This window comes from Bradyrhizobium lablabi (genome assembly GCF_900141755.1).
GTDB lineage: Bacteria > Pseudomonadota > Alphaproteobacteria > Rhizobiales > Xanthobacteraceae > Bradyrhizobium > Bradyrhizobium lablabi_A.
Map to the genome: position 1 here is coordinate 5,377,438 of NZ_LT670844.1, position 14,096 is coordinate 5,391,533.

Annotated in this window: 13 protein-coding genes; 6 read left to right on the forward strand and 7 right to left on the reverse strand. The window is 63.2% G+C overall.

All coding sequences use genetic code 11. The features are described 5' to 3' along the window. The first annotated feature begins 222 nt into the window (after nt 1-222). Nucleotides 223-1,719 carry an aldehyde dehydrogenase family protein gene (locus B5526_RS25130; RefSeq protein ID WP_079542532.1) on the forward strand — a complete coding sequence of 499 codons (1,497 nt, stop codon included), beginning with the start codon at nt 223-225 and terminating at the stop codon, nt 1,717-1,719. Between the two features lie 236 nt (nt 1,720-1,955). Here B5526_RS25130 and B5526_RS25135 read toward each other — a convergent pair whose 3' ends face one another. Next, a complete protein-coding gene (locus tag B5526_RS25135; RefSeq protein ID WP_079542533.1) occupies nt 1,956-2,330 on the reverse strand; it encodes a winged helix-turn-helix domain-containing protein in 375 nt (124 codons plus the stop codon). A gap of 752 nt (nt 2,331-3,082) precedes the next feature. Then, nucleotides 3,083-3,934 carry an SDR family NAD(P)-dependent oxidoreductase gene (locus tag B5526_RS25140; RefSeq protein WP_079542534.1) on the reverse strand — a complete coding sequence of 284 codons (852 nt, stop codon included), beginning with the start codon at nt 3,932-3,934 and terminating at the stop codon, nt 3,083-3,085. A gap of 232 nt (nt 3,935-4,166) precedes the next feature. On the opposite strand from B5526_RS25140, the gene B5526_RS25145 reads away from it, so the two are divergent. Both B5526_RS25145 and B5526_RS25150 read left to right on the forward strand, forming a co-directional pair. Beyond that, the gene (locus tag B5526_RS25145) at nt 4,167-5,294 is read left to right on the forward strand and encodes an alkene reductase (protein ID WP_079542535.1); all 1,128 of its coding nucleotides are present in this window, start codon (nt 4,167-4,169) and stop codon (nt 5,292-5,294) included. Nucleotides 5,295-5,401: 107 nt separating this feature from the next. After that, the gene (locus B5526_RS25150) at nt 5,402-5,884 is read left to right on the forward strand and encodes a GFA family protein (RefSeq protein WP_079542536.1); all 483 of its coding nucleotides are present in this window, start codon (nt 5,402-5,404) and stop codon (nt 5,882-5,884) included. Here B5526_RS25150 and B5526_RS25155 read toward each other — a convergent pair whose 3' ends face one another. Genes B5526_RS25155 through B5526_RS25165 form a run of 3 tightly spaced genes read right to left on the reverse strand, consistent with a single transcriptional unit; the run spans nt 5,885 to nt 7,078 of the window. After that, nucleotides 5,885-6,280 carry a TfoX/Sxy family protein gene (locus B5526_RS25155; RefSeq protein ID WP_079542537.1) on the reverse strand — a complete coding sequence of 132 codons (396 nt, stop codon included), beginning with the start codon at nt 6,278-6,280 and terminating at the stop codon, nt 5,885-5,887. Nucleotides 6,281-6,287: 7 nt separating this feature from the next. Next, a complete protein-coding gene (locus tag B5526_RS25160) occupies nt 6,288-6,761 on the reverse strand; it encodes an SRPBCC family protein (protein WP_079542538.1) in 474 nt (157 codons plus the stop codon). Next, entirely contained in the window at nt 6,758-7,078 is a 321-nt protein-coding gene (locus tag B5526_RS25165; RefSeq protein WP_079542539.1) for an ArsR/SmtB family transcription factor, read from the reverse strand. Before B5526_RS25165 ends, B5526_RS25160 begins: the two co-directional genes overlap by 4 nt. A gap of 173 nt (nt 7,079-7,251) precedes the next feature. Here B5526_RS25165 and B5526_RS25170 point away from each other — a divergent pair, with 173 nt between their 5' ends. Beyond that, on the forward strand, nt 7,252-8,913 hold the full coding sequence (locus tag B5526_RS25170; protein WP_079542540.1) for a thiamine pyrophosphate-binding protein: 1,662 nt from the start codon (nt 7,252-7,254) through the stop codon (nt 8,911-8,913). Nucleotides 8,914-9,035: 122 nt separating this feature from the next. On the opposite strand, the gene B5526_RS25175 is transcribed toward B5526_RS25170, so the two are convergent. After that, nucleotides 9,036-10,415 carry an LLM class flavin-dependent oxidoreductase gene (locus tag B5526_RS25175; RefSeq protein WP_079542541.1) on the reverse strand — a complete coding sequence of 460 codons (1,380 nt, stop codon included), beginning with the start codon at nt 10,413-10,415 and terminating at the stop codon, nt 9,036-9,038. A 66-nt stretch (nt 10,416-10,481) separates the two neighbouring features. After that, nucleotides 10,482-11,108, reverse strand: a complete 627-nt coding sequence (locus B5526_RS25180) for a carboxymuconolactone decarboxylase family protein (RefSeq protein WP_079542542.1) — start codon at nt 11,106-11,108, stop codon at nt 10,482-10,484. A 178-nt stretch (nt 11,109-11,286) separates the two neighbouring features. Between B5526_RS25180 and B5526_RS25185 the strand changes: the two genes are divergently transcribed. Together B5526_RS25185 and B5526_RS25190 are read left to right on the forward strand one after the other, a co-directional pair. Further along, nucleotides 11,287-12,669 carry a M20 family metallopeptidase gene (locus tag B5526_RS25185; RefSeq protein WP_079542543.1) on the forward strand — a complete coding sequence of 461 codons (1,383 nt, stop codon included), beginning with the start codon at nt 11,287-11,289 and terminating at the stop codon, nt 12,667-12,669. 48 nt (nt 12,670-12,717) lie between these two features. Beyond that, complete coding sequence (locus B5526_RS25190; RefSeq protein WP_079542544.1) at nt 12,718-14,022, forward strand: MFS transporter; 1,305 nt, start codon at nt 12,718-12,720, stop codon at nt 14,020-14,022. Nucleotides 14,023-14,096 lie beyond the last annotated feature (74 nt).

The window sequence follows — 14,096 nt, forward strand, 5'->3', positions numbered from 1 at the left end:
AGCAGAGAACCTCATGTCGAGTAGGCGCCCGCCGCTGCTACCTCTCGCCTTCATTATGCCGATGCGGCACGTCTGCCATGCCCAAAACGGCATGGCAGGTTTTCGTTCCACGCTCAAACGGTGGCGCGCTTTACGGTTTGACACTGTCGCTGTATAAGTTGGGATATAACGATCCGACGCATCGCGATGCTAGATTTGGATCGTCACCAAGGGAGTGCAGAGATGGCCGTGACGCAGGCGATACCGATGACCCGTCATCCCTATGCGGATGGTTCCTACAAGAAGATGCTGATCGACGGCAAATGGGTCGATGCCGCGTCCGGCAAACGGTTCGAGACGCATAACCCGGCGACCTCTGAGTTGCTGGCGACCGTCGCCGAGGGCGACGCCGAGGATATCAACCGCGCAGTCGCAGCCGCCCGCCGCGCCTTCGAAGGGTCCTGGAGCAAAGTAAAACCGTTCGAGCGCCAAAACCTGCTGCTGAAACTCGCCGATCTCGTCGAGAAGAATTTCGAGGAGCTCTCGCAGCTCGACACGCTCGACATGGGCGCGCCGATCAGCCGTACCCGCGGCAACAAGCTGCGCGTGCTCGGCATGCTCCGCTATTATGCGGGGCAGGCGACCGCGCTGCATGGCGAGACCATCGAGAATTCGCTGCCCGGCGAAATTTTTTCCTACACCTTGAAGGAGCCGGTCGGCGTCGTCGGCGCGATCATTCCCTGGAACGGCCCGCTGGGCGCCAGCGTCTGGAAGATCGGCCCCGCGATCGCGACCGGCTGCACCGTGATCTTAAAACCCGCGGAAGAAGCGCCGCTGACCTCGCTGCGTCTGGGTGAACTTTGTATGGAAGCCGGCATTCCGCCCGGCGTCGTCAACGTCGTGCCGGGATTTGGCGAGACCGCGGGCGCAGCACTTGCGTCGCATTCGGGCGTCGACAAGGTCGCCTTCACCGGCTCGCATGTCACGGGGCAATCCATCGTCAAGGCGTCCGCGGGCAATCTGAAGCGGGTGTCGCTCGAACTCGGCGGCAAGTCGCCCGACATCGTGTTTGCCGACGCCGATCTTGATGCTGCGGTGCCGGGCGCGGCGATGGCGGTGTTCGCGAATTCCGGCCAGATCTGCAGCGCGGGCACACGGCTGTTCGTCGAGCACAAAGTGTATGACGAGTTCGTCGGCCGCGTCGCCGAATTCGGCAAGAAGCTGCAGGTCGGTAACGGCCTCGATCCGAACACGCAGATCGGTCCGCTGGTATCGGAGCAGCAGCTCGAACGCGTCAGCGGCTATCTCGCCGTCGGCCAAAAGGAAGGCGCCAAGGCTCTCGCCGGCGGCGCGCGGTTAACTGAAGGCGCACTGGCAAAAGGCTACTTCGTGCCGCCGACGGTATTCGCCAATGTCCAGGACAATATGCGGATCGCGCAGGAAGAGATTTTTGGCCCCGTCATCTCGGCGATCTCGTTCAAGGATACCGATGAACTGATCCAGCGCGCCAATGCCACGACCTTCGGTCTCGGCTCCGGTGTCTGGACCACCAATGTCAGCAAGGCGCATCAGGTCGCAAAAGCGCTTCGCGCCGGTTCGGTCTGGGTCAATTGCTACCAGGCGATGGACCCGGCGGTGCCGTTCGGCGGCTACAAGATGAGCGGCTATGGCCGCGAATCCGGCAAGCAGCATCTGGAAGAATATCTCAACGTAAAGGCGGTCTGGATCAAGACCGCCTGAGCGTGTCACCTCGCCCCGCTCTTGTCCGCCGAAGCCCGCCTTCGGGCGAAGGCGGATGCGGGGAGAGGTCGGATTTGCGCGATAGCGCGAATCCGGGTGAGGGGGAGTCTCCGCATACGTTGCATCCGGAATTTGCGGAGGTAGCCCCTCACCCCAACCCTCTCCCCGCAAGCGGGGCGAGGGAGAAGCGGTCCATCGCGTGGCGGCCTCGGCCGCCGCTTCTCACGCTCTTCGCTTCACGTTTTTCTTGTCCGCGCGATGTCCGTCTGCAAGGCCGCGAGTTCCTTGCGGACCGCGCTCGCCGCATCGCGTTCGATCTTGCGGTAGCGCGCGACCAGGGACATGCCGAACGGCGTCAGGATAGCGCCGCCGCCGTTCCTGCCGCCGGTCTGCCGCTCGACAGCGGCATGCCGGCAGAGGTGATTGATCTCGTCCACCAGGTCCCAGGCCCGCTTGTACGACATGTCCATGGCGCGGCCCGCGGCCGAAATCGAGCCGCAGGCATGAATGTTCTCGAGCAACTGGATTTTGCCCGGCCCGATCCGGCCCTCGGCGTCGAGGTCGATACGTAGACTCAGCGATGGCAGCGACCGGGCGCTTGCTTTTGGCATTGAAGCTTCTCTAGAGGTCCGAGGTCGCAGATTGCCACTGAAGCGTTTTGCGGACAAGGCGAACCGGCTTGGAGCACGAACTGTCCACCTCCGGATCTGCCCGACGGGCAAATCAGCAAATTTGTGTCCAGCCCCTTTTGCAAAAATATTTCTGTTTTTCCGAAATGCAAATCAGGCTATATGACTAGCCGTCCCGTCCCACAAGAGGGGCGACACGCGATCGTCACGGCCGCGGGGCGGGATGCGGTGGACGCGGATGCGCTCTTGACGAACGGCGTGTGAGGCGGACGGCGAAGACGTGTGGTCCTGACGCCCCGACGCTGGCGTCAAGTTTGGCGGAGCAATCCGCTTAGCGACGGTGGCAAGAAAGCCCGGTCGCCGGGGAGAGCACGAAATAAGCCGTAAACCATTGCGTGGGGAATGCCGGGTGTTTCCGGTGTGACCTGACTAACGCGTGTGCGTTCTACCACTATCATTGCACACGCGGCTATCGGGCGCATCGGGCGCCCGGCATTCCCTGCGCCCTCTTTATCCAGGGGGTCGGAATCAAGAACAAAACTCGGGCGCTAGGCGCGGCGAGATCGCGAAGCCATGTGGCTGTTTGAAATTTGAAATCCGCAGCACACCCTCGGTGTCATCATCCGCGAAAGCGGATGATCCAGTATTCCAGAGACGTCAGCGATAGAGCAGAGAAGCCGCGGCGTACTGGATACCCGCTTTCGCGGGGTATGACGACTTCTTCTGACGAGAGTCTACGCCTCCTTCACAAACGCCTCAAACGCCTTGGCAAAATCCGGATGCCAGCGCGACAGCGCAGGACGGTTTTCGACGATGTCGCCAGCCGCCCATAAAATCCGCCGCTCGTCGAGCTTTCGCGGCACGTCGTTGTCCGGACAGAGGATGTAAAAGTCTCCGGCCTCGACGCGTTCGATCATGAAGTCGACAGTCTGCTCCGGCGTCCAGGCAGCATCCGGTTTTTTTGTGCGGCCTTTGGCGGTGAGGCCGGTGAAGACAAAGCCGGGGATAAAGAGATGCGCGCTGATCTTGGCTCCAGCCGTGTTTCGCAATTCGTGCTGCAGCGCCTCGGTAAACGCCTTCACGCCGGCCTTCGAGACATTATAGGCGGGATCGCCGGGCGGCGTCGTGATGCCTTGCTTGGAGCCGGTGTTGATGATGAGGCCGGGACGTCCGCGCTTGATCATCTCGGGGGCAAAGACTTGCGAGCCGTGGATCACGCCCCAGAGGTTGACGCCGAGAATGCGCTGCCAGTTTTGCAAGGGGCCGAACATCTCGCTGCCCGGCTGAATGCCGGCATTGTTCATGAGCACATCGGTGCCACCGAACCGCTCCCGCACGGCGTGCTCGAGCTCAGTGACATCTTCGGCGCGGCTGACGTCGACGGCCTTGATCATGACGTTGGCAGCACCTGCTTGCGCTGCCCCTGACAATTGACGACCCGCTTCCCTGAGGCGGCTCGCATCGTGATCGGCGATACAAACGTTCATGCCAAGGCTGGCGAACCGCATCGCGGCGGCAAGGCCGATACCGGACGCGCCTCCGGTGATGACGGCAACGTTGTTGGGCGACATGGCTGGGTGGGGCACGAAAATTCTCCTGAGGGTTTTGGGATGGCCCTGCTCAACGGTGGATATAAGCCGAATCCTATGCCGATGCGGCGCGCCTGCCATGCAGGAAACGACATGGGTGGTCTTCGTCCGGCGCGACCTTGCATGCACCGGACGGCGTCGACATTATCTATTGCCAGGGAGTGGCGGAGCAACCGCCACTCCTGTTTCGTGTGCTGAGGTTCCTCAAACCAACATTTTCGGGGCAGAGATGAATTTTCCGTCGTTGTTTTCGCCGCTCAAGATCGGCCCGTACCAACTCACCCATCGCGTCGCGATGGCGCCGCTGACGCGGATGCGGGCGGAACGGCCTTCGCTCGCGCCGCGGCCGCTGAATGCGGAGTATTATGGCCAGCGCGCGACGCCGGGCGGATTGATCATCGCGGAAGCTTCGCCGGTGATGGCGACCGGGCATGGCAATGCCGGGGTGCCTGGCATCTATTCGGACGCGCAGGTCAAGGGTTGGCGCGCCGTGGTCGATGCGGTTCACGCCAAGGGCGGATTGATCTTCTTGCAGCTCTGGCATGTCGGCCGCGTCTCGCATTCCTCGTTCCAGCCCGGCGGCGTGTTGCCGGTGGCGCCCTCGGCGGTGCCGATTTCAGCCGACTTGAAGACCATGACGGCCGACGGCAAGCCGGCAGCCTACGAGACGCCGCGCGCGCTGGAAACCGCTGAGATCGCCGGCGTGGTCGACAGCTTCCGGCACGCCGCCATCAACGCGCAACAAGCCGGCTTCGACGGCGTCGAAATCCACGGCGCCAACGGCTATCTGATCGAGCAATTTTTGCAGTCGAAGACCAATCGGCGCACCGACCAATATGGCGGCTCAATCGAAAACCGCGCCCGGCTTCTGATGGAGATCGCGCAGGCCGCGATCGAGGTCTGGGGCGCGAACCGGGTCGGCGTGCGGCTATCGCCCTATGGTATCGCCAACGATTCCGGCGAAGCCGATCCGATGCCGCTTTACACCCATGTGATCAAATCGCTCGATCCGCTCGGGCTTGCGTATCTGCATTTCATCGAGCCGCGCTCGAGCGGCGCCGGCCGCGCCGAGGTCAACCATCAGAACGTACCCTCGGCGATGGTGCTGTTCCGCTCCGTCTGGAGCGGCGTGCTGATTTCGGCCGGCGGTTTTACCGGCGAGACGGCGGAAGCCGCAATCGCCGCCGGCCACGCCGACGCCATCGCCTTCGGCCGCATCTTTATCTCCAATCCGGATTTGCCGCGCCGCTTGCGCGAAGGCTATCCGCTGACGCCCTATAACCGCGCGACCTTTTATGGTGGCGAGGAGAAGGGCTATACGGATTACCCTGCGTATGGCGAGCTGGAGCAGGCGTGATGACCCAGCCGTCATTGCGAGGAGCGTAGCGACGAAGCAATCCAGCTTTGACGCACGAAGCTGGATTACGTCGCTTCGCTCGCAACGACGGAGGAGAGAGGGCGCACATGGCAAAAGCAGCAACTGCAGCGGGGGTCGTCGACGGCCAATGCCTGTGCGGCAAGGTCAGCTTCGAGATCGACACGCCGGCGCGCTGGGCCTGGCATGATCATTCACCCGCCAGCCGCCGCGCGCACGGCGCGGCGTATGCGACCTATGTCGGAAGCTGGCGCAAGCGGTTTCGCATCACCAAGGGCGACAAGAGCATCACGCGCTATGAGGACAAACCGACAAAAACCGTGCGCAGCTTTTGCGCGCATTGCGGCACGCCCTTGTCTTACGAACGCGCTCGCTCCCCGCATATGGTGAACATCCCGCGCGCGCTGTTCGCGGGCCGCACCGGCCGCCAGCCGCTCTATCACATCGCGATCGAGGAATTGCAGGAATGGGCCTATACCGGCGAGCCGCTGGTGCCGCTGAAAGGTTTTCCCGGCGTGGTCTGGCAGCGTTCGAAAAGGAAAAAGCGGATCGATCATGAGGGCATGTTTTGATCAGGCACTTGCTCGGACGCGCTGCTGCTTCCGCGACTTGGGCCGGGTTGCCTTTCGCGCCGGCGGGGCGGAAGGCATCGCCGCCACGAAATCGACGCCGCGCTTCACCCACTTCTTTAGGGCAGCCTCGGTTCGGTAGCCCTCGGGAGCGACGCGCAGGAACCCGGCCATGGTGCGGCCTCGCATTTCCATCGGCTGGACGTGCGGCTCACCCAGCATCGACTGATGCGCGTCCGGCCCGACGCGGACCAGGAGGCCGCCCCTTCCACTCACGGAACAGCACATCCGGCCGTTCACCATGAAGCACAAGCCGCCCATCATCTTCTTTTCGACCACGTCGGTCCGGACCGACAGCAGTTTGCGCACCCGTTCCGCGGTTTTTTCGTCGTATGCCATCGGCGCACTACGCAGGATGAGTTGCCAGGATTTCCGACAGGCGGTCGAAACTGCTTCGCCAACCGGCGCCAACGTTGTTGCGTTGATCGGGCGCAGCAATGTCCGAGTGACGGACCGTGAGGTGCGTGCCCCCACTGATCGGCTCCAACAGGTACGTCACCGTCGAGGGCGTGCCTGGCGCGCCGGCAAAATGCCACGTTTGCACCAGTTTCCGTGGCGGGTCGACCTCGAGGAATTTTCCCTCGAGCGCATAGGGCGCGCCTCTTGCGATGCCCGAGGCGCGCCATTGCCCGCCGACGCGGACGTCGCCGGTCCACTCCCGCGTGTCGAACACGCCCGGATTGACCCACCATTCGATGACCTCCACCGAGGCCAGGGCCCGAAACACCCGCTCCGGTGTGGCAGCGAGTTCGACGGAGGCGACAATGCATCCGTCGACTAAGTCCGCAACTGCGCGTGCGCGCGTCTTGATCCCGCTCATTTGGCCTCCAGGTTACGCTTTAGTTTTGTCAAACTCACCTGCCAGAAGGCGCGATAGCCCTCGAGCCAGCCGGCAACGCTTTGCAGCGGCACTGGATTCACGGCATAGACCCGCTCGCGGCCGATCCGCGTGTCAACCACCAGCCGCGCCTCGCGCAACACCTTTAAATGCTTGGAAACAGCCGGCCTGCTCGACTGAAAGTCAGACGCGAGCGTGCCGGCATTGGCCGGCCCCGCGCGCAGACGATCGAGGATCGCCCGCCGGGTTGGATCCGCAATGGCGCGAAACGCGTCGGTTTTTGCCCGTATCCGTGACATGTAACCGATTGATTACATAAATGACCGCCATCGTCAAGAATCGAAGTTCGAAGCGTGCCCGGCACAACAGCCCGCGCAAGGCAGCCATGACCGGCATCCATTGCGTCAGCCATGCGAGATCGGCCATGTTGGAGCAAACCCGACGGTAACGGCCGCGGGGGAGGAGGAGAGGAATGAAAAATCGCATCACCGGGCGCTCGGCGTTTCTCGCGCTGCTCAAGGACGAAGGCATCACCCATCTGTTCGGCAATCCCGGCACCACCGAACTGCCGATCATGCACGCGCTGAAGGATCATCCCGATCTCACTTATGTGATGGCCATGCAGGAAAGCCTCGTGGTCGCCATCGCCGACGGTTTTAGCCGCGCCTCGGGCCGCCTCGTCGCCTGCAACGTCCATGTCGCGCCCGGGCTTGGGAACGCGATGGGCTCGCTCTACAACGCGAGCTTTACCGGCACGCCGATGATCCTGACCGCCGGCCAGCAGGAGCAGGGCCACGGCCTGATGGAGCCGCTGCTGTATGGCCCGCTGGTCCAGATGGCCGAGCCATTGGTAAAATGGGCGGTCGAAGTGACGCGGCTGGAAGATTTGCCGCGGATCGTGCGCCGCGCCGCCAAGATCGCGACCACGCCGCCGACCGGGCCGGTGTTCATCTCGCTGCCCGGGGACATCCTCAATGCCGAAGCCGGCATTGAGCTCGGCCGCTCGACCCGTGTCGATACAAGGGTAAAACCTTCCGACGAAGCGCTGCAGGCGCTGGCCGCGCGCATTCTCAAAGCCGAGCGTCCCGTGATCGTCGCCGGCGACGAAATCGTCAAGAGCGACGCGTTGCAGGAAGCAGCCGCGCTCGCGGCGACGCTCGGCTGTCCCGCCTATCAGCAATCGGCGCCCTACGGCGCGCATTTCCTCTCCGAAAGCCCGAGTTTCTTGGGCGCACTGTCGCGATTGCAGAAGCAGGTCCGCGAGGTGCTGTCGCCGTACGATCTGATGATCGTGCTCGGCGCCGATCCCCTGCGCATGTCGGTGCACAGCGAAATCGATCCGCTGCCCGATGGCCTGCCGATCCTGCAGATCGGGTTGGTGGAATGGGATCTCGCCAAGAATTACGGCGCCGAGATCGCGCTCAAGGCCGATGTGAAGGAAACCTTGCGCGCGTTGATCCCGGCGCTGAAATCCGCCGGCGGCGCCGCACTCGAGACGCGCGCGGGGCAGGGGATCGCGGCGCTGAAGTCGAAAAACTGGTCAGCGCGGCGCGCGGCCGTGGTCGAGCAAATCTCCAAGGCCAGAGATCGCTCGCCGATCGATCCGGACTTTTTGGCGCTGCAGGTGGTCGAGGCGATGCCTGACAATGCTATCCTGGTGGACGAAGGGCTGACATCGTCCCGCCAGATCCTTGCGCTGCGCCCGCACCGCGACCGCTACGGCTATCATGCGCTGGCTTCCGGCGGCATCGGCTGGGGATTGCCGGCCTCCGTCGGGGTCAGCATGGCCAATCCGCATCGGCCGGTCGTGTGTTATTCCGGCGACGGCAGCGCGATGTATTCGATCCAGGCGTTGTGGACCGCGGCCCATCACAAGCTGCCGCTTAACGTCGTCATCGTCAACAACGGCGGTTACCGCATCATCAAGCAGCGGCTGTTGGCGTTTCACGGCGACGATCATTACGTCGGCATGGATTTTGTCGATCCGCCGGTGGATTTTGCCGGTCTGGCGAAATCGCTGGGAGTGGAGGCGATGCGCATCACGGAGGCAAGCGAGTTGAAGTCCACGCTCACGTCGGCGTTCAAGCGACCCGGCGCGAAACTGATCGAGGTGGTTGTTGACGGTTCGCTCTAACGCTTCCCCGTCATTCCGGGGCGATGCGAAGCATCGAACCCGGAATCTCGAGATTCCCCGATGTGCAATTGCACATCTGAGGTCTGGTGCTTACGCACCATCCCGGAATGACGGCCTGCAAGTTACTTCGCCGTCACGCCCGCCCGGTACTGCACCGCCGGATGCGGCGCGGTCAGCCGGGCGCGGCCCGCGCCGAACAGCTTTTCCCGCAACGTGCCCGGCCGATAAGCGTCCTTGTAGCGCCCGCGCCGCACCAGCTCCGGCACCAGCATGTCGGAAATATCCTCGAAATCGCCGGGCGAGACCGCGAACGGCACATTCAAGCCATCGACATCGGTCAGATCGAACCAGGCTTCGATCTCATCGGCGACCTTTTCGGGCGTGCCGACCACGACCGGCCCGATGCCGCCGATGCCGACATGCTGCGCGACCTCGCGCACGGTCCAGACGCGGTCCGGATCGGCGCGGGTAATGTTGTCCATCGCGGTGCGGCCGGCGTCGTTCTGAACGTGGCGGACTTGTTGATCGAGATCGTAGGTGGAGAAATCGACGCCGGTCCAGCCGGACATCAGGGTCAGCGCGCCCTCCGGATTGATGTGGCTGCGATAGTCTTCGTATTTGGCTTTAGCCTCGGCTTCGGTTCGCCCCAAAATCATGGTGAACATGCTGAACATCAGGATTTCGGCCGGATTGCGCCCGGCCTTGGCGGCGAGTTCGCGGATGGCGGCGACGCGTGGCGCGATCACCTTGGCCGATGGTCCCGACATGAACACGCATTCGGCATGCTCGGCGGCGAACTGCCGGCCGCGCGGCGAGGTGCCGGCCTGATAGAGCACCGGCGTTCGTTGCGGCGACGGCTCGCTCAGATGAATGGCATCGACGCGGTAATTCTTGCCCTGGTGCTGGACGCGATGCACTTTGGCGGGATCGGCAAAAATGCCGCTGCTACGGTCGCGCAGTGCCGCATCATCCTCCCAGCTTCCTTCCCAGAGCTTGTAGACCACTTCCATATATTCATCCGCGACATCGTAGCGGTCGTCATGCGCGGTCTGCTTGTCCTTGCCGGCGCCGCGCGCGGCGCTGTCGAGATAACCGGTCACCACGTTCCAGCCGACCCGTCCCTCGGTGAGATGGTCGAGCGTCGACATCCGGCGCGCGAACGTATAGGGCGGCTCGTAGGACAGGTTCGAGGTCACCCCAAAGCCGAGGTGTTCGGTGACCGCCGCCATCGCCGGGATCAGCAGCAGCGGATCGTTGCAGGGTGTCTGCGTGGCGTTGCGCAGCGCCGCGTCCGGGCTATTGCCGAACACGTCGTAGACGCCGAGCACATCCGCCAGAAACAGCCCGTCGAACCGTCCGCGCTCCAGCGTTTTAGCCAGGCTAAGCCAGTACGGCAGCCGGTCATAATCGGCGGTGCGGTCGCGCGGATGGGTCCACAGTCCCGGCGACTGGTGCGCGACGCAGTTCATCGCGAAGGCGTTGAGCCGGATTTGTTTTTTCATGGCCGAAAACTTTCAACGCATGTCCGCGCGGCACGGTTGCCGCGCGGCATCAGTGGAGATGCCAGATTATCGTCCGGCCTGTCTGAACGGCAATTCCTCGCCGGCCGGCGGCGCGACATGGGCGACGTTGAGCGTCATCGAGACCACATCGTAATATCCGTTCACCGCGACCAGATCCATGATGCCAGCTTCGCCGAATTTTTCCAGCGCCCTGGCATAGATCGCGTCGTCCACCCCGTGATCCCTGCGCAGTTGGGTGGTGAACTCCCAGACGATGGCCTCGTCGTCCTTCATGGTGTCGGGCTTTCGTCCGGCGCCGATGGCGGCGACGACAGCGGGATCGAGACCCGCCTTGATCGCCAGCGGCGCGTGGGCGTACCACTCATATTGCGATCCCCAGGCCTGCGCGGTCATCAGGATCGCCATCTCGTTGATGCGCTTGTCGAGCGAGGTGTTGAAGCGAACATATTCGCCGACCTTTTGCAGCCGATCCGCCAATTCCGGGCTGCGCAGCCAGGCATTGAACGGCCCGCTCATCCGCTTCCTCGGGCCGGTCATGATGGCGTCGGCAACGACGCGCTGGGCGGGCGACATTTTTTCGAGCGGAATTTCCGCAAAGCGCTCGCCGGTCAGCGCCACCGCGGAACCTGCAAACAAAAGACATATAGCGGACAGCCGCAGGATCATCTTCATGATCGTCCTCCCTTAAACTTGCCCGGTCTGAGCGCCGGACTGTGAGGCGGAAATTGGTGCATTCCCCCCGACTTTGGCAAGGCAAATTCTTAAGCTGCGATGCCCACTTCCGCCCCCCGCGATATCCCGATACGCTCAGGCGCAACACCAAAACTTCGTGGCAGGACAAAAGGAAAACATGACCAGAGCTGACGCCGTTGCGCGGGCGCGCCAATCTCTTCAATCCGGCGAGTTCCTGGCCGAACTCGACCGCAGGGTGGCTTATCCTACGGAAAGCCAGAACCCCGAGCGGCGCGGCGCGCTGCATGCCTATCTTGCCGACGAACTTACGCCGGCGTTTTCAAAGCTCGATTTCTCGACGCGACTGATCGAATCCCCGAGCGGCAAAAATCCCTATCTGCTCGCCGAATATCGCGAGAGCGCGACCGCGCCGACCGTCCTGATGTACGGCCATGGCGATGTCGTCGACGGCATGGTGGGCGAATGGCGGGACAATCTCGATCCGTGGCGGACGACAATTTCAGGCAACCGCGTCTATGGCCGCGGCACCGCCGACAACAAGGGACAGCACAGCATCAATATGTCGGCGCTTGCCGCGGTGCGCGAGGCGCGCGGCGGCAAGCTTGGCTTCAACGCCAAATTCATCATCGAGACCGGCGAGGAGATCGGATCGCCGGACTTACGCCAGGTCTGTGAATCCCTGCGCGATGATCTGGCCGCCGATCTGTTTGTCGGCTCCGACGGGCCGCGGCTTTCCGCCGACCGCCCCACGATATTCCTCGGCTGCCGCGGGGGTTTGCGGATTCACCTCGACGTCAATCTGCGCGAGGGCGCGCATCATTCCGGCAATTGGGGCGGCGTACTCTCCAACGCCGCGACCGTCCTTGCAGGTGCGATCGCAACGCTGGTCGATGGCGAGGGGCGCCTTTTGTTGGACGAGTTAAAACCGCCGCGGATTTCGAACCAGATCCGCGCGGTGCTCGCCGACGTCAAAGTCGAGCCGATGGCCGATGAGCCGGCGCTGTCGCCGAATTGGGGCGAGGAAGGCCTCTCACCCGCCGAGCGGCTCTATGCCTGGAACACGCTCGAAGTATTGGCGATGTCGTCGGGCAATATCGAGAAGCCAGCCAACGCCATTCCGGGGCGGGCGCAGGCGGTGCTGCAGCTTCGCTTCGTGGTAGGCACCAAAGTCGAAAAAGCGGTCGACGCGATCAGGGCGCATTTGCACGGATGCGGATTTTCGATGGTCGAGGTCAGCGCGGCGCAAAGCTTTGCCGCCTCGCGCACCGATTTCGACAGCCCCTGGGTCAAATGGACCGCGGACTCAATCCGGCAGACCACCGGCAAGCCGCCGGCGGTGCTGCCGAATTTCGGCGGCTCGCTGCCCAATGACGTGTTTTCCGACACCCTTGGCTTGCCGACGATCTGGGTGCCGCACTCCTATCCGGGCTGCTCGCAGCACGCGCCCGACGAGCACATCCTGCTCTCGGTCACCGAAGAGGCGCTCGGCCTCATGGCGGGGCTATTTTGGGATTTGGGCGAGATGCCGCGCGCTTTGTAGAATTTGCGCGCGGGCAGGGCGGCTACGAACGCGAAGAGGGGGCCTGAAATGACATTGTCGGCGCCGGTCGAGTTGCCTGGAATGTCGCAGGCAGGTCCGGAGGAGAAGAACATCACCAAGCTCATCGTTGCGGTCTCGATCGGCAACGCGCTGGAATGGTTCGACATCTCCTCCTACGGCTATTTTGCCGTCTATGTCTCGAAGGCATTTTTCCCCAACAGCGATGCAACGGTCTCGCTGCTTCTGACCTTCGGCACCTTCGGACTGGCGTTCCTGGTTCGCCCGATCGGCGGCGTCCTGCTTGGCGCCTATGCCGACCGCTACGGCCGCAAGGCTTCGCTGATGATTTCCATCGTGATGATGACGTTCGGCACGCTGTCGATCGCGATCATGCCGACCTACGAGACCATCGGCATCCTGGCGCCGATCGCGGTGCTTGTCGCGCGCCTGGTGCAAGGATTTTCGGCTGGCGGCGAATTCGGAAGCTCGACCGCCTTTCTGGTCGAGCATCGGCCGGGCCGCCGCGGCTTCGTCGCGAGCTGGCAATTTGCGAGCCAGGGGCTGAGCGCGTTGCTGTCCTCCGTGCTCGGGGTCGGGCTCACGCTGTGGATGGCGCCAGCCGACATGAGTGCGTGGGGCTGGCGGATTCCGTTTCTGTTCGGTGTCCTGATCGGGCCGGTCGGCATCTACATCCGCAACCATCTCGAGGACGCGACCGCGCCACCCGCCACGGAGCATGGCACCCCGGTCAGGGAAGTCTTTCTGCGCCAGAAGCTCCGCGTGCTCTTGGGAATCGGCGCGCTCTCGATAGCAACCGCGGTCAACTACCTCGTCGTCTTCATGCCGACCTATGTGGTCAAAACGCTCGGCCTTCCGCCGATCGTCGGTTTTCAGGCAACGCTTGCGGGCGCCCTCGCTGTCACGCTGCTGACGCCGATCGCCGGAAGTGTCTCAGACCGGATCGGGCGCACCGCCCACATGATCGCGGTCAATCTGGTGCTGCTGGTCTCGATTGTCCCGGCCTTCCTGCTTTTGACCAGGAATCCGACGCCGATGGTCATTATTGGCGCCGTGTTATGGCTGTCGACCCTGAAAGCGCTCTACATTGGGCCGCTGGCGGCGCTGATGTCGGAATTGCTTCCGGCGTCGACGCGGGCCACGGGCCTCGGCCTTGGCTACAATATCGGGGTCACGCTGTTCGGCGGCATGGGGCCGGCGATCATGACCTGGCTTGGCACGATTGCCTTCATCGGCGATCTTTCGCCGGCCTGGTACCTGACCCTCGTCGGTTTCGTTAGTCTGTCCGCGCTGATCACGGTCAGGAGAACGTCGGCGGCCTCGCATACTGCCTGACGGCGAGGCTTCGACCGCCCGAGCCAGCCGAAATCGGGGCATATTCCCCAGCATTGGCGCCGTCGGTGGGTCCG

Coding starts and splice junctions, on each gene's coding strand:
- B5526_RS25155 (WP_079542537.1), bottom strand. CDS start 6,280: ATGGCATACGACGAAAAAACCGCGGAACGGGTGCGCAAACTGCTGTCG.
- B5526_RS25170 (WP_079542540.1), top strand. CDS start 7,252: ATGAAAAATCGCATCACCGGGCGCTCGGCGTTTCTCGCGCTGCTCAAG.
- B5526_RS25175 (WP_079542541.1), bottom strand. CDS start 10,415: ATGAAAAAACAAATCCGGCTCAACGCCTTCGCGATGAACTGCGTCGCG.
- B5526_RS25130 (WP_079542532.1), top strand. CDS start 223: ATGGCCGTGACGCAGGCGATACCGATGACCCGTCATCCCTATGCGGAT.
- B5526_RS25160 (WP_079542538.1), bottom strand. CDS start 6,761: ATGAGCGGGATCAAGACGCGCGCACGCGCAGTTGCGGACTTAGTCGAC.
- B5526_RS25150 (WP_079542536.1), top strand. CDS start 5,402: ATGGCAAAAGCAGCAACTGCAGCGGGGGTCGTCGACGGCCAATGCCTG.
- B5526_RS25135 (WP_079542533.1), bottom strand. CDS start 2,330: ATGCCAAAAGCAAGCGCCCGGTCGCTGCCATCGCTGAGTCTACGTATC.
- B5526_RS25185 (WP_079542543.1), top strand. CDS start 11,287: ATGACCAGAGCTGACGCCGTTGCGCGGGCGCGCCAATCTCTTCAATCC.
- B5526_RS25190 (WP_079542544.1), top strand. CDS start 12,718: ATGACATTGTCGGCGCCGGTCGAGTTGCCTGGAATGTCGCAGGCAGGT.
- B5526_RS25145 (WP_079542535.1), top strand. CDS start 4,167: ATGAATTTTCCGTCGTTGTTTTCGCCGCTCAAGATCGGCCCGTACCAA.
- B5526_RS25180 (WP_079542542.1), bottom strand. CDS start 11,108: ATGAAGATGATCCTGCGGCTGTCCGCTATATGTCTTTTGTTTGCAGGT.
- B5526_RS25165 (WP_079542539.1), bottom strand. CDS start 7,078: ATGTCACGGATACGGGCAAAAACCGACGCGTTTCGCGCCATTGCGGAT.